At 41.4% G+C, this 19,802-nt stretch carries 27 protein-coding genes; 10 read left to right on the top strand and 17 right to left on the bottom strand.

The genetic code is table 11. The features are described from left to right. Window positions 1-583: 583 nt before the first annotated feature. Entirely contained in the window at window positions 584-805 is a 222-nt protein-coding gene (locus BLV00_RS16335) for a hypothetical protein (RefSeq protein ID WP_093046035.1), read from the bottom strand. Between the two features lie 216 nt (window positions 806-1,021). Here BLV00_RS16335 and deoD point away from each other — a divergent pair, with 216 nt between their 5' ends. Beyond that, window positions 1,022-1,732 (top strand): purine-nucleoside phosphorylase, encoded by a 711-nt coding sequence (deoD, locus tag BLV00_RS16330; protein WP_093046034.1) that lies wholly within the window; start codon window positions 1,022-1,024, stop codon window positions 1,730-1,732. A gap of 40 nt (window positions 1,733-1,772) precedes the next feature. Here deoD and BLV00_RS16325 read toward each other — a convergent pair whose 3' ends face one another. Together BLV00_RS16325 and BLV00_RS16320 are read right to left on the bottom strand one after the other, a co-directional pair. Further along, window positions 1,773-3,257: a leucyl aminopeptidase gene (locus BLV00_RS16325; protein WP_093046033.1), complete on the bottom strand. Its 1,485-nt coding sequence runs from the start codon at window positions 3,255-3,257 to the stop codon at window positions 1,773-1,775. A gap of 52 nt (window positions 3,258-3,309) precedes the next feature. Further along, window positions 3,310-3,669 (bottom strand): DUF309 domain-containing protein, encoded by a 360-nt coding sequence (locus BLV00_RS16320; RefSeq protein ID WP_425441699.1) that lies wholly within the window; start codon window positions 3,667-3,669, stop codon window positions 3,310-3,312. Between the two features lie 118 nt (window positions 3,670-3,787). Here BLV00_RS16320 and BLV00_RS16315 point away from each other — a divergent pair, with 118 nt between their 5' ends. Then, window positions 3,788-4,264 carry a divergent PAP2 family protein gene (locus tag BLV00_RS16315; RefSeq protein WP_093046031.1) on the top strand — a complete coding sequence of 159 codons (477 nt, stop codon included), beginning with the start codon at window positions 3,788-3,790 and terminating at the stop codon, window positions 4,262-4,264. 42 nt (window positions 4,265-4,306) lie between these two features. Here BLV00_RS16315 and BLV00_RS16310 read toward each other — a convergent pair whose 3' ends face one another. The 3 genes from BLV00_RS16310 to BLV00_RS16300 all read right to left on the bottom strand — a co-directional run bounded on the left by BLV00_RS16310 (window position 4,307) and on the right by BLV00_RS16300 (window position 6,790). After that, on the bottom strand, window positions 4,307-4,993 hold the full coding sequence (locus BLV00_RS16310) for a 3D domain-containing protein (RefSeq protein WP_093046030.1): 687 nt from the start codon (window positions 4,991-4,993) through the stop codon (window positions 4,307-4,309). Between the two features lie 121 nt (window positions 4,994-5,114). Then, on the bottom strand, window positions 5,115-5,432 hold the full coding sequence (locus BLV00_RS16305) for a YuiB family protein (RefSeq protein WP_093046029.1): 318 nt from the start codon (window positions 5,430-5,432) through the stop codon (window positions 5,115-5,117). A gap of 137 nt (window positions 5,433-5,569) precedes the next feature. Further along, window positions 5,570-6,790 (bottom strand): NAD(P)/FAD-dependent oxidoreductase, encoded by a 1,221-nt coding sequence (locus BLV00_RS16300; RefSeq protein WP_093046028.1) that lies wholly within the window; start codon window positions 6,788-6,790, stop codon window positions 5,570-5,572. A gap of 323 nt (window positions 6,791-7,113) precedes the next feature. Here BLV00_RS16300 and BLV00_RS16295 point away from each other — a divergent pair, with 323 nt between their 5' ends. Next, on the top strand, window positions 7,114-8,103 hold the full coding sequence (locus BLV00_RS16295; RefSeq protein ID WP_093046027.1) for an NAD(P)/FAD-dependent oxidoreductase: 990 nt from the start codon (window positions 7,114-7,116) through the stop codon (window positions 8,101-8,103). Window positions 8,104-8,185: 82 nt separating this feature from the next. On the opposite strand, the gene BLV00_RS16290 is transcribed toward BLV00_RS16295, so the two are convergent. The 4 genes from BLV00_RS16290 to BLV00_RS16275 form a co-directional block, all read right to left on the bottom strand. Beyond that, window positions 8,186-8,548 (bottom strand): HesB/IscA family protein, encoded by a 363-nt coding sequence (locus BLV00_RS16290; RefSeq protein ID WP_093046026.1) that lies wholly within the window; start codon window positions 8,546-8,548, stop codon window positions 8,186-8,188. A gap of 70 nt (window positions 8,549-8,618) precedes the next feature. After that, entirely contained in the window at window positions 8,619-9,470 is an 852-nt protein-coding gene (dapF, locus tag BLV00_RS16285; RefSeq protein ID WP_093046025.1) for a diaminopimelate epimerase, read from the bottom strand. A 92-nt stretch (window positions 9,471-9,562) separates the two neighbouring features. Further along, window positions 9,563-9,799, bottom strand: coding sequence for a YuzB family protein (locus BLV00_RS16280; RefSeq protein ID WP_028783580.1), 237 nt, complete (start codon window positions 9,797-9,799; stop codon window positions 9,563-9,565). Between the two features lie 84 nt (window positions 9,800-9,883). After that, window positions 9,884-10,213 (bottom strand): YuzD family protein, encoded by a 330-nt coding sequence (locus BLV00_RS16275; protein ID WP_093046024.1) that lies wholly within the window; start codon window positions 10,211-10,213, stop codon window positions 9,884-9,886. 321 nt (window positions 10,214-10,534) lie between these two features. On the opposite strand from BLV00_RS16275, the gene BLV00_RS16270 reads away from it, so the two are divergent. Together BLV00_RS16270 and BLV00_RS16265 are read left to right on the top strand one after the other, a co-directional pair. Then, the gene (locus BLV00_RS16270; protein WP_093046023.1) at window positions 10,535-10,717 is read left to right on the top strand and encodes a hypothetical protein; all 183 of its coding nucleotides are present in this window, start codon (window positions 10,535-10,537) and stop codon (window positions 10,715-10,717) included. 29 nt (window positions 10,718-10,746) lie between these two features. Then, window positions 10,747-10,968 (top strand): NifU family protein, encoded by a 222-nt coding sequence (locus BLV00_RS16265; RefSeq protein ID WP_028783582.1) that lies wholly within the window; start codon window positions 10,747-10,749, stop codon window positions 10,966-10,968. Between the two features lie 224 nt (window positions 10,969-11,192). Here the strand turns inward: BLV00_RS16265 and BLV00_RS16260 are convergent, their stop codons facing one another. Together BLV00_RS16260 and BLV00_RS16255 are read right to left on the bottom strand one after the other, a co-directional pair. Then, the gene (locus BLV00_RS16260; protein WP_093046022.1) at window positions 11,193-12,158 is read right to left on the bottom strand and encodes a 2-hydroxyacid dehydrogenase; all 966 of its coding nucleotides are present in this window, start codon (window positions 12,156-12,158) and stop codon (window positions 11,193-11,195) included. Window positions 12,159-12,280: 122 nt separating this feature from the next. Further along, window positions 12,281-13,246, bottom strand: coding sequence for a protein kinase family protein (locus tag BLV00_RS16255; protein ID WP_093046021.1), 966 nt, complete (start codon window positions 13,244-13,246; stop codon window positions 12,281-12,283). Window positions 13,247-13,367: 121 nt separating this feature from the next. On the opposite strand from BLV00_RS16255, the gene BLV00_RS16250 reads away from it, so the two are divergent. Next, on the top strand, window positions 13,368-13,886 hold the full coding sequence (locus BLV00_RS16250; protein ID WP_093046020.1) for a phosphatidylglycerophosphatase A family protein: 519 nt from the start codon (window positions 13,368-13,370) through the stop codon (window positions 13,884-13,886). A gap of 44 nt (window positions 13,887-13,930) precedes the next feature. Here BLV00_RS16250 and BLV00_RS16245 read toward each other — a convergent pair whose 3' ends face one another. The 3 genes from BLV00_RS16245 to hepT all read right to left on the bottom strand — a co-directional run bounded on the left by BLV00_RS16245 (window position 13,931) and on the right by hepT (window position 15,992). Continuing rightward, on the bottom strand, window positions 13,931-14,701 hold the full coding sequence (locus BLV00_RS16245) for a TIGR01457 family HAD-type hydrolase (protein WP_093046019.1): 771 nt from the start codon (window positions 14,699-14,701) through the stop codon (window positions 13,931-13,933). 134 nt (window positions 14,702-14,835) lie between these two features. Continuing rightward, complete coding sequence (locus tag BLV00_RS16240) at window positions 14,836-15,465, bottom strand: helix-turn-helix transcriptional regulator (RefSeq protein WP_093046018.1); 630 nt, start codon at window positions 15,463-15,465, stop codon at window positions 14,836-14,838. Window positions 15,466-15,554: 89 nt separating this feature from the next. Next, the gene (gene hepT / locus BLV00_RS16235; protein ID WP_093046017.1) at window positions 15,555-15,992 is read right to left on the bottom strand and encodes a type VII toxin-antitoxin system HepT family RNase toxin; all 438 of its coding nucleotides are present in this window, start codon (window positions 15,990-15,992) and stop codon (window positions 15,555-15,557) included. A 150-nt stretch (window positions 15,993-16,142) separates the two neighbouring features. On the opposite strand from hepT, the gene glpX reads away from it, so the two are divergent. Both glpX and BLV00_RS16225 read left to right on the top strand, forming a co-directional pair. Continuing rightward, window positions 16,143-17,117 (top strand): class II fructose-bisphosphatase, encoded by a 975-nt coding sequence (gene glpX, locus BLV00_RS16230; protein WP_093046016.1) that lies wholly within the window; start codon window positions 16,143-16,145, stop codon window positions 17,115-17,117. Window positions 17,118-17,130: 13 nt separating this feature from the next. Continuing rightward, entirely contained in the window at window positions 17,131-17,400 is a 270-nt protein-coding gene (locus BLV00_RS16225; RefSeq protein ID WP_093046015.1) for a DUF3055 domain-containing protein, read from the top strand. 53 nt (window positions 17,401-17,453) lie between these two features. Here BLV00_RS16225 and BLV00_RS16220 read toward each other — a convergent pair whose 3' ends face one another. Next, the gene (locus BLV00_RS16220) at window positions 17,454-17,726 is read right to left on the bottom strand and encodes a YutD family protein (protein WP_093046014.1); all 273 of its coding nucleotides are present in this window, start codon (window positions 17,724-17,726) and stop codon (window positions 17,454-17,456) included. Between the two features lie 137 nt (window positions 17,727-17,863). Here BLV00_RS16220 and BLV00_RS16215 point away from each other — a divergent pair, with 137 nt between their 5' ends. Continuing rightward, on the top strand, window positions 17,864-18,511 hold the full coding sequence (locus BLV00_RS16215) for a YhcN/YlaJ family sporulation lipoprotein (RefSeq protein ID WP_093046013.1): 648 nt from the start codon (window positions 17,864-17,866) through the stop codon (window positions 18,509-18,511). 127 nt (window positions 18,512-18,638) lie between these two features. Continuing rightward, window positions 18,639-19,631: a M23 family metallopeptidase gene (locus tag BLV00_RS16210; protein ID WP_093046012.1), complete on the top strand. Its 993-nt coding sequence runs from the start codon at window positions 18,639-18,641 to the stop codon at window positions 19,629-19,631. 68 nt (window positions 19,632-19,699) lie between these two features. Here the strand turns inward: BLV00_RS16210 and BLV00_RS16205 are convergent, their stop codons facing one another. Further along, window positions 19,700-19,801 (bottom strand): methionine/alanine import family NSS transporter small subunit, encoded by a 102-nt coding sequence (locus tag BLV00_RS16205; RefSeq protein ID WP_084315677.1) that lies wholly within the window; start codon window positions 19,799-19,801, stop codon window positions 19,700-19,702. Window position 19,802 lies beyond the last annotated feature (1 nt).

Below are 19,802 nucleotides of genomic sequence, written 5' to 3'. Positions count from 1 at the left end.
CGTTTAATAATGTGTAGTTTTTCTTCGGGGGTATACTGGCTCATAAGAGCACCTCCTATTGTCAGATGAGTGTCCAACAATAGGGGTGCACTGCAAAGCTCTGCGGGGTCTTGCCAGTCTATCCTTTCCCGCAGGAGTCTCACCCTTCCCCCACTCCCCTTACTATATAAAGTTTTCGAAATCGCCTATGTATAACCTTCTTTAATATGTTAAGGAAGGTTATACAACTCCGGAATAAACGTACTTTCTGCTTCAAAAGAACGTTATTCTTGAGAGGAGTTTCGAGATTCTTACAATCGTATGGTGGCTGGGAAAATGGTGAGACTCCTCGAAAATGCTACGCATTTCCTTCGTGCGGTGTTTATTCAAAGTCCTGTGGGAGGAACATGATCGGTGAGATCCCGCAAGGCGAAGCCTGAGGAAGCTCACCACATGCCCATGGAAAGCGAGTGATTTCCCGGACCTCCAGAGATTCTCAACTGTAACGGAAACTGTTTCTCTCGAAACTGAGTCTTCATATAAAGGGAGCTTAAGTGTAAGATCACCACTGAGATTTAACAGAGCCAAAAGAAAAAAGCCCGTGTCAACGGACTTTCCGGCGGCAAAGGCTTAAATTCGCTTGAGTGGCAAAAATCAATGCTTCTATTTGTTCCAGCTTTCTATGCTGCTCTGTCAACCATTCCTCTTGTTTACTTCCATCTGGCAGTCCATTCATTTCTACATCCATTTCTGTTAACAGGGCTTGCTTTTCTGCTTCCAATCCGCTCAGCCAGCCTTGGATAGCGACAGTAGAATTGCCTCGCATCACAACCCCCTCCTTATATTTCTATTTTACCTTTTTTCAAACGCTTTCAGCATAGTAAATGAAGATTTTTTTGAAAGTTGTGTGAATGAATATCGCTTCATAAGATGTGACAAAATGTTGTCATGACACTTGTTGAAGGCGCTAAGTTTGTTTTTGGAAAGGTACTATGATAACTTGGATTTGTACTAATACAATATGAACGACGGAGGTTATGAAATGAGTGTACATATTGGCGCAAAGCAAGGAGATATTGCCGAAACGATTCTGCTTCCCGGCGACCCTTTACGAGCAAAATATATAGCTGAAAATTTCTTAGAAGATGCGGTCTGTTATAATGAAGTCCGCGGCATGTATGGTTATACAGGCACCTATAAAGGAGAAAGAATCTCTGTGCAGGGAACAGGGATGGGGGTACCTTCGATTTCCATTTACATTAATGAATTAATGGAAAGTTATGGCGTGAAGAAACTGATCCGTGTCGGGACATGCGGAGCGCTGCAAAAAGACGTCAAAGTGCGTGATGTCATCCTGGCATCAACTTCTTCCACTGATTCTCAAATGAATCGCATGGTATTCGGCGGCATTGACTATGCTCCAACAGCTGACTTCACACTATTGAAAAATGCTTATGATACCGGTGAAGAAAAAGGTTTGAAACTTCGGGTAGGAAATGTCTTTACAAGTGACAGTTTCTATCGTGATAATGCTATGGATCTTTTCAACCAATTAGCTGACTACAATGTACTTGGGGTAGAAATGGAAACAACTGCCCTTTATACGCTGGCAGCTAAATACAACCGCCAGGCACTATCTGTATTGACTGTCAGTGATCACATTTTGACTGGTGAAGAAACATCTGCTGAAGAAAGACAGACTACCTTCAACGATATGATCGAAGTAGCATTAGAAGCTGCCATTAAGTCATAATTTTAAAAAGGTTTGGCTCCTATAGGAACCAAACCTTTTTTTAATCAGATACTATAAAATTAGCCAGGGTCCTTGCCATTACTCCCGTAGGTCCTTTTGGACCAAGCTCATGCCCAGACTCAGCTACTGATGTACCAGCGATGTCAATATGCACCCAAGGCGTCTCCTCAGCAAATTCAGCTACGAAAGCTCCTCCCATGATCGGGTGAGCTTTTCTCGTTGGTGAATTATTGAGGTCTGCTACACTGCTGGATCTTACTTGTTCCTGGTAATCTTCATTATAAGGCAATAGCCACATCGGCTCTCCCGCTTTATCTGCCGCACGTGTTACCTGGTTATAAAATTCCTGGTTGTTGGTCATCGCTCCTGTCATCCATTCTCCGAGCGCTGTAACCATGCCGCCTGTCAATGTGGCAACATCAATCAACTTAACCGCACGATGATGTTTAGCATAAGTGATACCATCTGCTAAAGCCAGCCTTCCTTCTGCATCCGTATTCAGTACTTCTATCGTTTTTCCGCTTAAAGATGTGATGACATCATCCGGCTTGAATGCGCTACCGGAAATCATATTGTCCGTTGAGGGAATTACTGCCACTACGTTTTTCGAAGGTTTCAACCTTCCTATCGTATCCATGGCTCCTAAAACAGCTGCTGCACCACCCATATCCCCTTTCATACCTGGCATACCGGTCTTAGACTTAATCGAGTAGCCTCCTGTATCGTATGTTATTCCCTTTCCTACCAGTCCCACAACATCTTTCCATTCAGAGAGCCCCTGGTATTTCAACACAATCATTTTAGGTGGCTCTTTTGAACCCTGATTGACGGCGAGCAATGCCCCCATACCTAATCGCTGCATATCTTCTTTCTCGAGAATTTCGGCTTCAAATCCATGCTCGTCCGCAAGAGTGAGAGAAAACTCAGCCATAACACTGGAAGTCAATAGATTGGCAGGTAAGTGTACCAAATACCTTGCAGTGTTGGCGCCTTTGCCGAAAGCTTCGCCCACTGCAAGTGAATGCAGTAATCCACTTTCTTCCTGTTCCGTTATTAATGTCAAATCATCAATCACTTTTTCTGATCGATAATTGCTCGTTTTGTAATGAGAAAAATGGTAGGTTGCCATTACCATAGCCTCTGCCAGAACTTCCGCCGTCTCGCCATCCTGTATCTGTTCGAGATAAAAACTGTCATAAGCTATTGCCGCCTGGGTAAGTCCATCCTTTTGTAGTTGCTGGAATAAACTACCGAATGCTTTCTTCAATTTGAGCTTCGTCAATTCTTTCTTTTTTCCAAGCCCAAGGAAGTAAACACGTTTGGCTGGCACCTTTCCATAAGTAAGAATTTTGGACACGGCTTTATAATGATTAGAAATATCATTGCTTTTCACGTATGTATCCAGATTTTCATCAAAATTGTCATTGAGCATCTGATAAATCGGCTGCTGGTTTTTATTTTCATGAAACAACCCTACTACCAATGCCTCGTCTTGCTCCAATAAAGATTTACGCACTTTGAACATTGCACAGCACCTCCAAATATTAGTATACATGAATTCTTCTTTCTCTTTTTTCTTACTCCAGATACAAATAGAACTGCGGTAAACAAGGAAGCGAAGACCATACATCACGGGCATCTTCTATTGGAAGTTGTGATATAATAGTCAAGCAATCATTTATATAAGAAATCACCTCATTTATCGTTATCCCCCAATGAATACCATCATATCGTGACAGATATTGGCGGGCCGTCAGTAGCATAGACCTTGAACCTTTCAAATTGCCATAACTATAGTGATATAGTGCTACACAAAAGTGTAGCAATCCCTTAATGAAAAGATTACTGCGATCTGTCAGCCAAATATCTTCCAACAGATCATGGCACGTATAATAATCTCCTTCATTGAAGGAGATGAAAAACTCATAATAAGCCATTGGATATGAATTGCACATGGCCGGCCTCCATTGGTTGCAAAATTCATGTTACATCTATCATATCAAAGGGAACATTAAAATTTATAGTCTTACAAGCTGGAAAGGATGACTGGATAATATGGAGTTGCTTTATAACTTCCCATTGTGGGCTGCTATCCTGGCAATTTTATTCGCACAGGGGGTCAAAGTGCCCATCCGCATGATTGCGACAAGACATTTTAACCCTGGACTCGCTTTCAGTACAGGCGGTATGCCCAGCAGCCACTCTGCAGCAGTGACAGCATTAGCGACAGCTGTAGGGCTGCAAGAAGGTTTCGATTCCTCTATGTTCGGAATAGCCGCTGTTTTTAGTATTATAGTCATGTTCGACTCGACCGGCGTTCGAAGACAGTCCGGTGAACAGGCAATCGTATTGAATTTACTGATGAGCGATTTTCATCGAATCGTTGATGAAGCCAAATTATGGAATAAAAAGCAAGAATTCGAAAAACGGGAAGAACTGAGGGAGCTGCTTGGTCATCAGCCAATTGAGGTTTTCTTCGGCGGCGTTACCGGAATTTTGTTAAGTATTATTTTATACTACACTATTTTCTAATAAAAATTGCCCGTCTGTATGTACATACAGACGGGCTTTTACTTAATTTTTCAGTATATCTTCTCTGAACACTTGTAATGCTTCATCATTATTCCAATCGTGGAATTGTTCTTCTGTCAATGTTCCGTCCCCTTCTTCAATCACATAAACATCGACTGTCTGTTTCCCCCACTGAGTATACACATCATCGACGGTGTTGTAATAAAGGTCAATTTTATTCCCTTTGATCGCAGAGCCTTTATCGGCCACAACACCATAACCATATCCAGGTATAAACAAAATCGTGCCAATAGGAAACACATCCAAATCAGCAGCAATCGTAGAATATAAATCTCTTTTCACTTTAATGCCAGAATAAGTGATACCATAACCAGGATGGTCCGGGTTTTTACCTGTAGATTCTACTCCTGCTGTATAACCAGTAGCTACTACAGTGGTGCTAGGATATTTCTCCAGGTCTACTGTATCCTCCAGTGTTTTCGGCATTCCTGTAGATGCATTGCTTATATACTGTTGATCTGGAAGTTTGTGTTTCAAAGATTTTTCATTTAATGCAGTATTTCTATGATCCAGCATATTGCTTTCTAATGAGACCATTTGATGTTCTTCAGTAAACCATAATTTCAAATCACCAGCTGAGACATTGGATATGTTCGTAGCCGTTGTATACAACGCCCCCACAAATAATAAATTGAATACAACTCTGAATATCCATTTTTTCCATTTCATTACTAACACCTCTCTCGGTGTCATCATGTCCAATGAGTCCAGAATTTATTCATATGATCAAAAGCGTCAACGAATATTAAAAACACCTCCCTGCTGTGATAAGCAAGAAGGTGAATAATCATCAAAACATTTGATAACCACTTTTCCTGAGCATTCGGATAACAATCCCCGCTGCAATTGTACCAGCAAATCCACCAGATAAAATCAAAATATCAAACAGTTTCAATTCGGTAATCATGCCAAGCACTTTCGGGAAAGCCCAAGAAGGTTCTGTGAAATATTTTCCCATGGAAAAATCATCGACAATCAAAAAGATAATTACCGGGTAAACGGCAGCCATGAACCATGTCGACCTTAACAACATATTCAAAATGAAAGCTATCGAAAAAAACAACACAAAGTATAAAATTATTCCTATTACTAATTGAACAAAATCCAAAATGCTCCCCCTCTATGAAGTACATAAGGTTATCTTAACGACCACCCAGGCTGAAATTTTTACAAGCTGATTTCCAATCTACATTTTATTATGAGTTCAAGAAAAAAGCAAAGGCGGATAACCGCCTTTGCCTTGAATTAACGGAAAATATTGAACTTACCTTTTTTAAGCAAGAGTCCGATTCCGCCAAGCTTTAGGAGGTAGCGGTTATCGATGACCTTTTTCATTACGGAAGCAGACCAACCGAACAGTTTTTTGTCATTAAATACTACGCCGATCGCATCGTCATGGCCTAAAGAAGCTACTGTTCCTTGAAGGTTAGGCTCGAATGGTTCTAACTCTTTTTCACCTCTAGCCAGTACTTTGACGTTATGAGCAACTGTGTCTGCCTGCTGAATGGCCATTTGAGCAGTAGGTGGGTATGGACGGTCAGTTTCTTCGTTGATAATCAAAGCACAATCTCCGACTACAAATACATCATCATAATCAGGAGTACGCATGTCTTCGCGTACCTTGACCCGGCCGCGCATCGCTTCGAAACCAGACTCTTCTACAATGGAGTTGCCTCGTACGCCGGCAGCCCATACCACTGTATTAGAAGGAATTTCTACACGTTGTTCATCTTTCTCATAGACAAGTCCTTCAGGTGTGACTTCTTTAATCATCGCACCAATTTTAAATTCAACACCACGGGATTCTAACGAGTTCATCGCGTACTCTACCAGAGCAGGGTCAAAACCAGGAAGTGCTGTTGGGGCAGCCTCAACATTAATGATTCTCACTTTTTCACGCGGAATATCATATTCTTTACATAGTTCAGGCACACGATTCGCCAGTTCACCGACAAATTCAATACCAGTAAATCCAGCGCCGCCTACTACTATATTCAGAAGCTCTTCACCTGGATTCTTTAGATTATTATATTTTGCGAAGTTATATTCGATATGTTGACGGATTAGTCGGGAGCTATTGATATTTTTAATACCAAACGCATGCTCTTTTAAACCAGGAATACCAAAAGTTTCTGCTTCAAAGCCTAATCCAATGACAAGGTAATCATAGACAAGTGCTGTGTTCTCCAAGGTTACCTTTTTTTCATCTGGCTGGATAGAGATGACAGTATCCTGTAAGAAATTAACCTTACTGGTATCAATGACGTCTTTAATCTGGATACGTGTGCGATCATGATGCAGCGTACCTGCTGCATTTTCATGTAGCCAAGTAGTCTGATAATGATAGCTGTGTTTATTTACTAAAGAAATATTCGCCTCATTAACGCCCATGCTTTTTTGTAATTTGACAGCAGTCATGATACCGCCATAACCTGCACCTAAGATGACAATATTAGGTTTCTTCATGATTATCACTTCCAATTAGTATTTTTCTGCATGATCTCCTACTCTGTTACGTAGAGATATACCATGTATGTGACTGTTTTCACACACGCTTCCATAAAAAAAGAACACAAATTCTATGATATTTTGTCACAAAATCGTAATAACTTTTTTCTAGTCACCATCTTAGACCCTTTTAAAATAATTTTCAACCCTTTCTCAATTTATCCGAATCTTAAGAATTCTGTTCTTAAACGACATAATCGGCAGGGTAAATCACAAAAGGTGTAATTCTATGATAAAATGGAAAAGGTTGCAACAATTTAGTTGGAATAGGGGGAAAAGTTATGAGCAATCAAGTACATGACATTACGGTCATCGGGGGAGGACCAGTCGGCTTGTTTACTGCTTTTTATGGCGGTATGAGGCAGGCAAGTGTCAATATCATTGAAAGTCTTCCAGAACTTGGCGGACAACTGACGGCTTTATATCCAGAAAAATACATCTATGATGTAGCAGGCTTTCCTAAAGTCAGAGCTCAAGAACTGGTTGATAATCTGAAGGAACAGGCAATGGCATTCAATCCAACTGTTTCTCTTGATCAATCTGTAGAGAAAATTGAACGTCTCGAAGATGACACGTTCAAACTGACCACAACAAAGGGAGAGCATTATTCCAGAACAATTATTATTACAGCTGGTAATGGCGCGTTCAGCCCGCGTAAACTGGAGCTTCCGAATTGTTCCGATTACGAGGGAGTCAACCTTCATTACCACGTGCCCGATATGAATAAATTCGCAGGCAAGAAAGTGATGGTCTGCGGAGGCGGAGATTCTGCTGTCGACTGGGCGTTAATGCTAGAACCGATTGCAGAGGAAGTAACGCTTGTACACCGGCGTGATAAATTCCGCGCCCATGAACATAGCGTCGAACAACTGATGGACTCTAAAGTCAATGTGAAAACACCATTTTCTCCACAAGAAGTGATCGGTGATGATTGCATCAGGCAGGTTGTGTTAAAAGAAGTGAAAGGCGACCGTGTCGAAACGACAGATATTGATGACCTTATCATCAATTATGGGTTCATTTCTTCTTTAGGTCCGATCAAAGAATGGGATTTGGAAATAGAAAAAAACAGTATCGTCGTCAATTCTAAAATGGAAACGAACATCCCTGGTATTTACGCAGCCGGCGATATTTGCACTTATCCTGGTAAAGTCAAATTGATTGCTTCAGGTTTCGGTGAAGGCCCAACAGCTGTGAACAATGCTAAAGCATATATGGATCCAGACGCTCGGGTGCAACCGAAGCACTCTACGAGCATGTTTGGCCAATAGAACATAAACAAACAGAAAGCCGCGCCCTTAATAGGCGCGGCTTTTACATTTATAAATTATAGTTTCATGTTCAATAGCAGGGTCAGCAGTTTTCGTCAGGCGTACCTGCATTTGTAGCTGTCTTGAACGAAGAACCACAACCACAGGAAACAATTGCGTTCGGGTTATCGATCGTAAACCCTCCGCCCATCATGTTTTGTTTAAAATCAATGGTAGTGCCTTCAATAATCGGCACATCCTGACGATGGATGACAACAGGAATGCCATTATTATCTTCTAAAACATCAAGCTCTTCATTGATATCTTCTTCAAACCCCATTGCGTATGATAATCCACTGCAGCCTCCACCTTTGACACCGAAACGCAGACGAATGTTATCTGATTCTTCTTCCTTCATCATTTCCTGGATCTGCGAGCTGGCAGCATCCGTAATATTGAGAATCATCCGTGTCTCCCCTTTCTTATCGATATAATAAGTATACTAAATATCATCCGTATCATTCAAACATGCTGGATTAATAATAAAAAGTACCTGTAGCTATTATGTCGGCAGGTCCTGTCATCCATACTCTGTCATCATCATCCCACCTGATAACAAGATCGCCTCCACTCAAATGTACAAGGATTTCAGAATTTTTATCAGAATAACCGTTCAATACAGAAGCCACTCCAGCAGCACATGCCCCCGTACCACAGGCCTGGGTCACCCCAGACCCCCGCTCCCACACACGGAAATGCAGCTCATCTTTTGAAACGACTTCAACGAATTCTACATTGATTCCTTCTGGAAAACGTCGATCTTCCGTAATGATCGGGCCCAATTCATATAATGGAGCGGTTTGAATATCTTCTACAAAGAAAACCCCATGGGGATTTCCCATCGAAACAGCAGTCAATTCAAGCGGATGATGACTGACTTGAAATGACTCTGCTACTACCTGCTCCTTTTCCTCACCAGCCATAGGTATTTGAGAGCGGAGCAAAGCAGGTTTACCCATATCTATCGTGATGCTGGAAACCTTTTTGGCTTCAACTGTCACCGAAGCATCCACCACACCTGACTTTGCTTCGATAGTAAAAGATGTATCTTTCACAATGCCATATTCATAGGCATATTTAGCAACACATCGCAGTCCATTACCACAATTACGACCTTCTGATCCATCTTTGTTAAAGATACGCATTCCTACTTCCGCTTGGTCGCTAGGATGAATCAAGATAAGACCATCGGAGCCGATGCCGGTATAAACGTCTGACACCTTCCTGGCGAGTGCAGGTAAGATTTCTTCTGCTAAATTAAATTCAAATGTATCCACAAATACGTAATTATTTCCTAGTCCGTGCATCTTAATAAACGGTATTTCCATGGCAGCCACTTCCTCATCTGGTTATGATATAAAAATAAGCCGCACAGCTGGTGCACGGCTTTCTGCTGCTTATCAAATAGTAGAACGGGCACTTAAAAAAGGGGATTCTCTTCTAGGTGCTGATAAATATTTTCCACAAGCTCGTCAGCACTATCTGCCGTTACCCGCTCTCCATTGACTAAAGCGAACAAACTTTGAGCGCAAAGACCACAATGACTTAAGCACCCATATTCTATAACATCAAGATCTGGATCTTTTTCCAGCTCTTCCATTGCCTTTTGAGAACCACTTGCTAAATTGTTGATGCAAAATTCAATAATTGGATTCATCTTCGTCACCTCTTTAACCTAGATGAACCCCCCACTAACCATCAATATTAGCATATCCTGTTTTGATAGGACAACACTAAGGTATCAGGAAATAGGCTGAAACCCCTTTTCGTTCAACACCTGGAAGATGGTTTTTAACCTAGGATTCCCTTCCCCGACTATTTCATCATCCAATACAACAAGGGGATAAAATAATTCATCCTCCAGCAGCTGTTGAATATATGACTGGTGGATGTCATCCTCCTGCTCGGAGTGAATATCGATGTACTGATACTCTATGCCATCTTCTCCATATTTTCGGGAAATGGCAGCCTGCAGCCATTCATACGTTTCTTTTGAGCCAGGTGAATTTACACAGCTTGCACATATCTGATCAGCTCCATAAACAATAAGCTGTACAGGGTCCTTTTTCATGTAACCGCCTCCACAATTGTTCTGTACCTATAATACCATTTTACAAAATAACTAAAAAAAGATAAAATGAAAATAGTTCTCAATACTGAGAAAAGCAAAAGCGCTTGGTTAGTGGCGTATGAACTGGACGGACCCGGACGAGATAAAGGAAACACGAAGAGCGGAGCGAATCGATGTTGACTTATCGTAGGAAGGATCCGGAGGTTCACTAGACACCGAGCGTTGCAGCTGGCCATTCAAAGGCGAGGCGACCGCATAGCGACGATTGGACTTGACTAAACCGGAGGAGATAAAGAAGACACAAAGAGCGTTAGCGATTTGATGTTGCCTTATCGTACGGAGGTGAAGGAAGTACACGAGTTGCTGGGAGCCGGAGCTGGATGCCAAAGAGTCAAAGGCGGAGGCGAGCCGCTCGGCGACAATTGGTGCGAGAACATAAAAGAGAATAAAGCCATAGAGAAATTAAAACCAATAGATAGATTTTTACATGAATACGATTTATAATGTGAGTATGAGAAAGGGGAAGATCGCTTATGCAATCTCAAGTTCAAGAAGTACTGAATAAGCTGCGTCCATTTTTACTTCGTGACGGTGGAGATGTGGAATTGGTAGATGTCGAAGAAGGAATTGTGCGTCTACGTCTGATGGGTGCATGCGGAAGCTGCCCGAGTTCTACCATCACTTTAAAAGCGGGTATCGAACGTGCACTAGTTGAAGAAGTGCCCGGTATTCGTGAAGTGGAACAGGTATTTTAAAAACACTAATCTAACATTACGGGGCTGTCCTACCAGGGCAGCCCCTTTCTTTTGAAATTTTCATGGTACGGGCTCATACTCCTCTAACTCGGAGGCATTGTGACTTAACGCTGACGTACTAGTACCAACCAGGGGGATATTCTTACTTATCGCTGCCATATTCTCCCCTGACGCACATGTTTGCTTACTTAACGTTCATTCGGACGAAGCTGCACGATATTTGTTCAATTTACAGGAGTTTTGGCTTGCTGCCCATTTAGTACGTGTTGGACGTTTTTCAAGCTGAGTTCCATCATCGCTTTTCGGGTTTCCACACTAGCTGAACCGATATGTGGGAGACAGACTACTTGGTCCAGCTTTAATAATGGGTGCTTTTCGTCAATAGGTTCTTTTTCAAATACGTCTAACCCAGCAGCTTTCAACTCTCCGTTTATAAGAGCTTGATATAATGCATTCTCATTTACCAATGGTCCCCTGGAGGCATTGATGAAGATAGCGCTGTTTTTCATCTTTTTGAATGCTTCTTGGTTAAATATCCCTTTTGTGTCCTCACTCAAAGGGGCTAAACAAACAATATAGTCTGCAGTCTCAATCAACGCATCAAAACTGTAGTAAGAAGCTCCTAGCTCTTTCTCCGCCTCTTCTTTTCGTGAGCGGTTGTGGTATAGTATATCCATCCCAAAGCCTTTTGCTCTTCGGGCTACTGCTTCTCCAATTCTCCCCATTCCAACGATCCCTATGGTCTTATGATGAACATCCGATCCGGCTAAAAACAGTGGCGACCAGTTTTTCCAGTTACCTTCTTTGATCATTTCATTAGCCTCGATAAGCCTTCTGGCAGTTGCCATCAATAGAGCAAACGTTAAATCCGCAGTTGTTTCTGTTAACACATCAGGAGTATTGGTCACCTGGATGCCATATTCAGTTGCGGTTTGGACATCTACATTGTCATAACCCACAGCCATATTAGCTATGATTTTTAAACGCTCACCCTGGGCCATCAATTCCTTATCGACTTGATCGGTAAGCATGGTTACTAACCCATCGCACCTCGCTGCTTCTTCTAACAACCTATCCCGATCGACAGGTTCATCAGTGTCTTCCCACATGGTGATATCCAGTGATTCCTTAAATTTATCCACCACTTCATCCGATAGTTTCCGTGCAATAAAAACTTTGGGTTTTGTCATAACCATTCCCCTTCCCTCGTTAAATAAATAGCTTACCCATGATTTTAGCATAAGCTCACCAGGGAAAGAAAAAACTTCCCCCGAAACCCGTTATGGATTGCAAGGAAAGTCACTTTCACTTTTCACCAATCAAGTACCGGAATTTTTAACTCCTTCGTGTTAATCCCCAATGCATGAAAGAAACGATGCAGCTGGTGTTCATAATTCCTTTGCCGCTTGAACAGAAGTTTGGTTTCCTGAACTGATTTTTCATCAAATGGATTGCTGTAAACTTCCTCATACTTATCAAGCAAGTGAACCGGGAAGAGCAATCTGGCATACAATAGTCGCAAACCGAATATGGATAAAGGTGACCTTGTATGATAATCATAAAAAAACGCTGTGACTTCTTCGGTTGGCCTACCAGCCATCACTTTATATCGCAGCGCTTCTGCCAGGTCACGCACAGGATGGTCATATCTAATTTGATCGAACCAAATCAGGCGCTGGGAATGTGATGAAAATCTATCAAAAGTAAATGTCGCCTGATCTTTTTGTTGATGACGTGTCTCTTGTTCGCTCTCTTGTACGTATTGGATAGCATTTTCACCTATGCCAATAATATAAGGAGCGGTATCAATCCACAACCGGTGCATTTCACCCACTGGCCGTTCCTGATGCCATTGTTGTATCAAACCTTCAAAATGGTCAATCCGATTTCCCCACAGTGTTTTCCATTGACCATAACTGGAGAGATTCAGAAGATGATAGGGATAGTTGGCTCCAAGCTCATGGAAACGCGCCAATTCATGTGCAGAAGCCGGGTAACTTAAAGAAGAATCTGAAGCAGTTTTACCAATAACGTATGTGCGTTGATTTTTGTTGATTTGGTATCGACTTTCGCTCATACGTACAGGGCATACCATATTTTCCACTCCGGCTTGATACAAGAAATTACATGCATGCTGAAGTTCCTGATAGACTTCTTCCTTACCGTATGCGGGGAGGACAAAATAAACTTCTCCCTGGTAAACATAGCCTCGCTTCTGATCACACTCCACAATGGATGTATTTGTGATGTCGATATAATCGGATAAAATTTCTTCCACAACGCATGCACTCCTATTCATCATGCTATAATAGACCAATACAACTAAAGAACAGCCTTATGTTTTATCTTCTATACGTGAGGGAAGTTTATTTTATAAAAGGGAGGTCAATAGAGTATATATGAATGAAGATAGAAAAATGAGTCAATTAGAAAAAAAAGCGCGGGAATGGTTAAATGAACGTGGAGTGACCATTAATGATATATCTGAACTGGTCTATTACTTACAGTCCAAGTATCATGACGATCTTACCATTGAAGAATGCCGCTTTAATGTAGAAAAAGTACTCACAAAACGCGAGGTCCAAAATGCGATACTGACCGGAATCCAACTGGATGTATTAGCGGAACAAAAAGAACTGGAAGAACCATTACAAAGTACCATTGATAAAGACGAAGGACTATATGGAGTCGATGAAGTCATCGCACTATCAATTGTAAACGTGTATGGTTCAATCGGATTCACTAATTATGGTTATATCGATAAACAAAAACCTGGTATTTTAAAAAAGTTGAATGATAAATCAACCGGGGAATGCCATACGTTCCTTGATGATATTGTCGGGGCCATCGCAGCTGCTGCTTCAAGCCGTTTGGCACACAGCGCCGTCGGAGAAGAAGAAGCAGAAGACGATGAATAAAAAAAGAAGCCGTTTATCCCGAATAGGGTTAACGGCTTCTTTTCTTACAGTCGAGTCATCCATTCCTCTAATGAATCGATTGTGTACGTCGGCTGTTCATTATAACTTTTTAAGTCTTCTTTTGAAGTGACTCCTGTAAAAACCATCAAGGTATCTATCCCCGCATTCATACCTGCTTTAATATCTGTATTGTAATTATCCCCAATCATCAATACTTCATTTTTATCATATCCTAATGTCTGCATGGCTTGTTCCATAATAATCGGTTCAGGCTTCCCGATAAATACCGGTTCGACACCGGTACTTACGGTAACGACTGATGTCAACGATCCATTTCCTGGCAGCATGCCCCGTTCTGTCGGGATAGCAACGTCACCATTCGTAGATAAGAAAACTGCGCCATTACGGACATTCAGGCAAGCTGCCGCCAATTTTTCATAATTGATGCCCCGATCAATACCAATTACCACATAATCAGCATTATCCTCTACCAGATTAAGCCCTGCTTCTTTTAAAGCTGTCAGAAGCCCTTCTTCCCCAATCGCGTATACATCAGCACCGGGATGCTGGTCTTTGATATACTGGGCAGTAGCCATACTGGTAGTATAAACCTGTTCTTTTACAGCTGGAATATCCATATGAGTCAACTTCGCAGCGACTTGTTCAGGACGTCTGGAGGAATTATTAGTTACAAAAAGATGAGGCAGCTTTTTCTCATTCAATTTTTTAACAAAATCTGATGCAGCTTCAATACGTTCCGAGCCTCGGTACATCGTACCATCTAAATCAATCAAATAGGCTTGATAATTTTTCACTCTTCCACCTGCTTTCTAGCTTAAAAGGTTAGATTTATTTACTGGTTTAAATACATAAGTAATTAAAACAATCCATTTATTTTAACCCCATGATTCTAAAAAGAAAAATTCCCGCACAAATAGTGCGAGAAAGATCATTGGCTTTTTTGGGTAATTTGAAAAGTACAACAGACTTCCCCTGATATTATCGTCTTTTCAGCTTTCACATCACTATCCGCTAAAACATCGGAGAACAGTTTCACTTCATGTCCGCATATGCTCTTATAATGCTGGGCAATATTCCAAATAGGGCAGTTATACTGTTTTAATGTATAAGCTTTGTCGTTTTGCTTTTCTAATTCCACCATATACCCTTTCCGTTCCTGTATTGCCGCAAGCTCTTCTACCTGGTCCCGGAAGGAATCCGAGGTCATATGCCGCTTGTATTCTTCTTCCATCCGCTTAGAACGATGGTGGAACAACTCATATACCATCGGCTTTCCATAAAGCTTTTCGATATCGTTCAACAGTCCGACAGAAAAGGATTCGTAATGATTCGTAAAAGCTTCCTGGCCTTTCACACTCAGTTCATAATAGTTCACTGGTCGACCGATTGGCTGGCGGACCACTGTTGCTTTGACAAGCTTATCATGTTCTAAAAAATGAATATGCTTACGGACAGCTATTTCAGAAACCGCAACTTTTTCAGCGAGTTCCGCTATTGTAAGACTTTTGTTTTTTTTCAACAAAAGCAGAATCATATCTTTGGTAGAGGATTGCTTCATTTATCCCATCACCTCTTCTTTCTTCCATTATAAAGAATTGGGAGGAGAGAGTAAATTTATAATCCTGTAATTTGTAATATAGGCACAGTTTATGAGTTAGAAAAAGCAGAAACCGGGCCAAGTTCCTCATCCAGATACCTTCTTACGGCTGCAGGAAAATTTTCGATGACATCACAGGAATTATCCCAAGTGGAATGGATAACCGCATGATTAATGTCCAGGTAATCTTGAACAAGCATTTTCCGAAGACGTATAAAAGACTTGAATTTTTCCTGATGAGTTTCAGGAATGACTTTTTCATCGGTAAGGATATCAATAATATCCTCATAGCTCCCCGGGTCACGCATAATAAATCCATCAATCATCATATTCCCTACATCAATGACTGATTCAATCGTCATATGAGTGATTCGTTCCAGGCTTAACTTTTCTAAAAACGACTCAAACGAATGATTTTGATATTCATTAGTGAGACCTTCCATATAAAGCAATGTACTTTCAATTTTTTTTCTATCGACAAAATACATAACCGCACCTCCATACAATTGCATCATAACCTAATTCTTTCATCATGATATCACATTTACATACATAACAGGAAAAGGATGCATATTTACGTAGTTATACAAACTCTGCTATCATATATAAGGACTTTAATGTATCGGAGGAGAAATAATTTGGATAGAGAACTCGCATTAGAATTAGTACGTGTAACCGAAGCAGCTGCCATAGCCTCAGCACAATGGATGGGCCGTGGTGATAAAATCAATGCGGATGACGCAGCTACCTCAGCCATGAGAGCTATGTTTGATTCGGTTGCTATGGAAGGTGTCGTAGTCATCGGAGAAGGCGAATTAGATGAAGCACCGATGCTTTATATAGGTGAGGAACTGGGTAACAAGACAGGTCCTGCTGTAGATATTGCTGTTGACCCGCTAGAAGGCACAAATATAGTCGCAAAAGGCCATAACAATGCAATGGCTGTCATAGCAGCAGCAGAACGCGGTGCTCTCCTTCATGCTCCGGATATGTATATGGATAAAATAGCTGTCGGAAAAAATGCCAAAGGGCTTATTCATCTCGATGATCCGATAGAGCGTACCATTGATATCGTAGCCCGTGCCAATAACAAACGAGTAAGAGACCTTACTGTCATCATCCAGGAACGTGACCGACATGAAGATCTTATCCAGCGAGTAATCCATAAAGGTGCCCGTGTCAAGTTGTTTGGTGATGGTGATGTAGGTGCCTCAATTGCCACATGCCTCCCTCATACAGGGGTAGACTTGTTCGTAGGCAGAGGTGGTGCCCCAGAGGGAGTGATTTCCGCTGCGGCGATCAAGAGTTTAGATGGCGACATGCAAGCTCGTCTAGTACCTCAAAATGATGCTGAAAGTGAACGTTGTAAAACGATGGGGTTAGAGGATCCGCTTCAGCTATTGAAGATGGACGATTTGGTCAAAAGCGATGACGCCATTTTTGCCGCGACAGGTGTGACAGAAGGTGAACTCTTAAACGGTGTGAAATTCCTGGGCGGTGATTTGACCGAAACGGATTCAATCGTCATGCGCGCCAAAACGAAGACCGTTCGCTTTGTGAAAGCTCACCATCACCTTTCACATAAACCTCACTTGGTGATGAATGAAGAATAAGGAGGAATCGGAAATGGAAGAAGAACGTTTCTTTCTCTATGATGAAAAAGAAAAAAGCGATACCCGTTTTGTAAGCTTCATGGGGGCGACCCATCGTCATGATTTGGCCCTTGTGAAAACAAGCCGCTATTACGGGAAGACATTGGTACTCGATATTCAAGGCAACCGTTTTGCAATTATCGGCCATGATGACATCGAAGAACCAGGCTACCTGGAACATGCCTTCAACTTAAATGAAATCGACGCTGATGAACTTCGTGAATTTTTAAGAGAAGCCATTTAACACATAAATAAATATAAAAACCCTTCTTTAGCCTCAAGCCAAAGAAGGGTTTTTTAATTGGTTTTTTTCAACAAAAAATATGCACATCCAAAATTACAATACTCGTATAAATAATCCTCGAGTGTACTAATTTTTGTATCAAAAGTAGCTTTTGGATTCTGATCATCATAAAAACCCCGCAAACGGAGTTGACCATAACCCCAATCACCGACAATATAATCATATTTGCTCAAAATATCACTAAATCGTTGCTCTAAAGCTTCCGCTTGATAACCATTTCTATAATCTTTCACGATTTCATATTGTTTACCAAACAATTCAATCATTACCATCACCTCTTACAATAACTAAATTTTATCATACTTTTGGCTGTGTCGTCACAGGTAATATTTAATTCGCATGAATTCTCCTGCTTCGTTAAAAAATAGTTATAGGGGAGCATTAAAAATAAGGAGGAAATACAGTGAACAAAACCTTTGCAGCTTCCATCTTAATCAGCGGTATATTGGCGGGAGGATGTGCAGCACAAGAAGATGAAAACGCGATGGATCGGTATGGCAACAAAGATAATAACCAAGGAGCATTGAACGGAAATGCTATGGATAACTACCAGTCACCTGCTGAGCGGGATGGTGATGGAGATATGACTGATCAGTTGGGATATGTGCGTTATGATAAAAGCCAGGTGGATCCACAGGGTGATTATTCTACAAGCGTGAACCGCGAAGAAACCGCGGATATGATAACGAAAATGATTTTAACCATGGATGAAATTACGAATGCAGGGACATTGGTAACAGATGATGAAGTGCTGATCGCTTATGATAAAACAGAAGAAGTAGACCGTAACCAGGCAGCTGATATGGTCAAAAAGACAGCACTCAGTCTTGTACCCCGATATTATGAAGTCTATGTCTCTGACCAGGAGCAATCTTTCGGGGATATCCAAAGCTTAAGTAATTCAAGTATTAATGATGAAAATTATGACAACGTGCTTGAAAATGCTATTAAGCGGATGCGACAGGCTCCTCAAGGAGAAAAAACCTATAATGATGAAACAAAATCTAAAACTGATCCAAGAGATTCAAAAAATGGAATGATGGGACGCTAAGCGATAGGCAGGAAAGTGGATATCCTCTTTCCTGTCTTTATTTCTTTTCTTCTGTTTCACTTATTTTCCATAAATAGTTGAGCCCGGCATTTCACAAACTAAGGTTATCAATTGGTTGGAGTGACGAATGATGAAACGAACAGCTATGCTTCTCTTCCTGTTCTTAATGTTTGCAGGAACCCTTTTTTCCTCGATTGCTTTTGGAGCAGAAAAAAGCGAAGAAGAGTTAAAAAAAGAAGAAAACCAAACCCGCATGGAATTATATAAAAAGACCGCTGCTACTACGCTCATCCCCTGGTACTACCTGGCCGCAGTTGATCAATTTGAACGTCAGGTTAATGAAGACCTCCCTGAGGGCAGAGTAACCGCTATTCAGCCAGAAAGTGTATTTTGGAATGGATTGGATAACCCAAACCAAAAGGATCGGCAATCTCCATTAATCACAGAAATGTTCAATGGTTGGGGAGATGATGGGAATGGCGATGGAATTGCAGATAAGAATAACGATGAGGATATTTTATATAGCATCGCATCATACCTATCTTCCTTTGGCCATAATCCAGACGATATTAAGATAGCTTTATGGCAGTATTACCATCGGGATTTGAGTGTTCAAACAATCATGAACAATGCACGTGTCTTTAAGCATTTCGGTACCATCCATTTAACTGACCGGAACTTTCCTGTGCCGCTCCATGCCAACTATAGCTACCGGAGCACATGGGGCGATGCACGAGGTTTCGGGGGGAGAAGGATTCATGAAGGCACAGATATCTTCGCTAATTATGGCGTACCTGTGCAATCCACCACTTATGGGGTCATTGAAATGAAAGGCTGGAATAGATATGGCGGATGGCGCATCGGAATCCGTGATATCTTTAACATCTATCACTACTATGCTCACTTGAATGGTTTTGAAGATGGAGTGAGTGTCGGTGATGTTGTTAAACCTGGGGATGTCATTGGTTCTGTTGGAGCCACAGGCTATGGACCTCCAGGTACCTCAGGAAAGTTTCCGCCCCATTTGCATTACGGTATGTATAAAGATAATGGATATAGCGAATGGTCGTTCGACCCTTACCCTTATTTAAGAAAGTGGGAACGAATGGCCAGAGATTAAGATCTACAAACTTTATCTCTCTATGTAAAATAGAGCGCCGTACATTAGGTTGTACGGCGCTCTATTTTTTATGATTTAGATTTTCGGACAGCATTCATGATACTTGCCGTCAGGCCTCCCCATATAACAACCATGCCAATAACCATCATAACAATCGCGCTGCCTGTCATA

Origin of the sequence: Thalassobacillus cyri, assembly GCF_900107755.1 — a bacterium.
Lineage (GTDB): Bacteria > Bacillota > Bacilli > Bacillales > Halobacillaceae > Thalassobacillus > Thalassobacillus cyri.
Note: the sequence above shows the minus strand (reverse complement) of the source record. Positions and strands in the feature narration are given on the sequence as shown.

What these genes read in the sequence shown, in the direction of transcription:
- BLV00_RS16335 (WP_093046035.1), bottom strand. Translation starts at nt 805, where the DNA reads ATGCGAGGCAATTCTACTGTCGCTATCCAAGGCTGGCTGAGCGGATTG.
- deoD (WP_093046034.1), top strand. Translation starts at nt 1,022, where the DNA reads ATGAGTGTACATATTGGCGCAAAGCAAGGAGATATTGCCGAAACGATT.
- BLV00_RS16325 (WP_093046033.1), bottom strand. Translation starts at nt 3,257, where the DNA reads ATGTTCAAAGTGCGTAAATCTTTATTGGAGCAAGACGAGGCATTGGTA.
- BLV00_RS16320 (WP_425441699.1), bottom strand. Translation starts at nt 3,669, where the DNA reads ATGGCTTATTATGAGTTTTTCATCTCCTTCAATGAAGGAGATTATTAT.
- BLV00_RS16315 (WP_093046031.1), top strand. Translation starts at nt 3,788, where the DNA reads ATGGAGTTGCTTTATAACTTCCCATTGTGGGCTGCTATCCTGGCAATT.
- BLV00_RS16310 (WP_093046030.1), bottom strand. Translation starts at nt 4,993, where the DNA reads ATGAAATGGAAAAAATGGATATTCAGAGTTGTATTCAATTTATTATTT.
- BLV00_RS16300 (WP_093046028.1), bottom strand. Translation starts at nt 6,790, where the DNA reads ATGAAGAAACCTAATATTGTCATCTTAGGTGCAGGTTATGGCGGTATC.
- BLV00_RS16295 (WP_093046027.1), top strand. Translation starts at nt 7,114, where the DNA reads ATGAGCAATCAAGTACATGACATTACGGTCATCGGGGGAGGACCAGTC.
- BLV00_RS16290 (WP_093046026.1), bottom strand. Translation starts at nt 8,548, where the DNA reads ATGATTCTCAATATTACGGATGCTGCCAGCTCGCAGATCCAGGAAATG.
- dapF (WP_093046025.1), bottom strand. Translation starts at nt 9,470, where the DNA reads ATGGAAATACCGTTTATTAAGATGCACGGACTAGGAAATAATTACGTA.
- BLV00_RS16280 (WP_028783580.1), bottom strand. Translation starts at nt 9,799, where the DNA reads ATGAATCCAATTATTGAATTTTGCATCAACAATTTAGCAAGTGGTTCT.
- BLV00_RS16275 (WP_093046024.1), bottom strand. Translation starts at nt 10,213, where the DNA reads ATGAAAAAGGACCCTGTACAGCTTATTGTTTATGGAGCTGATCAGATA.
- BLV00_RS16270 (WP_093046023.1), top strand. Translation starts at nt 10,535, where the DNA reads ATGTTGCCTTATCGTACGGAGGTGAAGGAAGTACACGAGTTGCTGGGA.
- BLV00_RS16265 (WP_028783582.1), top strand. Translation starts at nt 10,747, where the DNA reads ATGCAATCTCAAGTTCAAGAAGTACTGAATAAGCTGCGTCCATTTTTA.
- BLV00_RS16260 (WP_093046022.1), bottom strand. Translation starts at nt 12,158, where the DNA reads ATGACAAAACCCAAAGTTTTTATTGCACGGAAACTATCGGATGAAGTG.
- BLV00_RS16250 (WP_093046020.1), top strand. Translation starts at nt 13,368, where the DNA reads ATGAATGAAGATAGAAAAATGAGTCAATTAGAAAAAAAAGCGCGGGAA.
- BLV00_RS16240 (WP_093046018.1), bottom strand. Translation starts at nt 15,465, where the DNA reads ATGAAGCAATCCTCTACCAAAGATATGATTCTGCTTTTGTTGAAAAAA.
- hepT (WP_093046017.1), bottom strand. Translation starts at nt 15,992, where the DNA reads ATGTATTTTGTCGATAGAAAAAAAATTGAAAGTACATTGCTTTATATG.
- BLV00_RS16225 (WP_093046015.1), top strand. Translation starts at nt 17,131, where the DNA reads ATGGAAGAAGAACGTTTCTTTCTCTATGATGAAAAAGAAAAAAGCGAT.
- BLV00_RS16220 (WP_093046014.1), bottom strand. Translation starts at nt 17,726, where the DNA reads ATGATTGAATTGTTTGGTAAACAATATGAAATCGTGAAAGATTATAGA.
- BLV00_RS16210 (WP_093046012.1), top strand. Translation starts at nt 18,639, where the DNA reads ATGATGAAACGAACAGCTATGCTTCTCTTCCTGTTCTTAATGTTTGCA.
- BLV00_RS16205 (WP_084315677.1), bottom strand. Translation starts at nt 19,801, where the DNA reads ATGACAGGCAGCGCGATTGTTATGATGGTTATTGGCATGGTTGTTATA.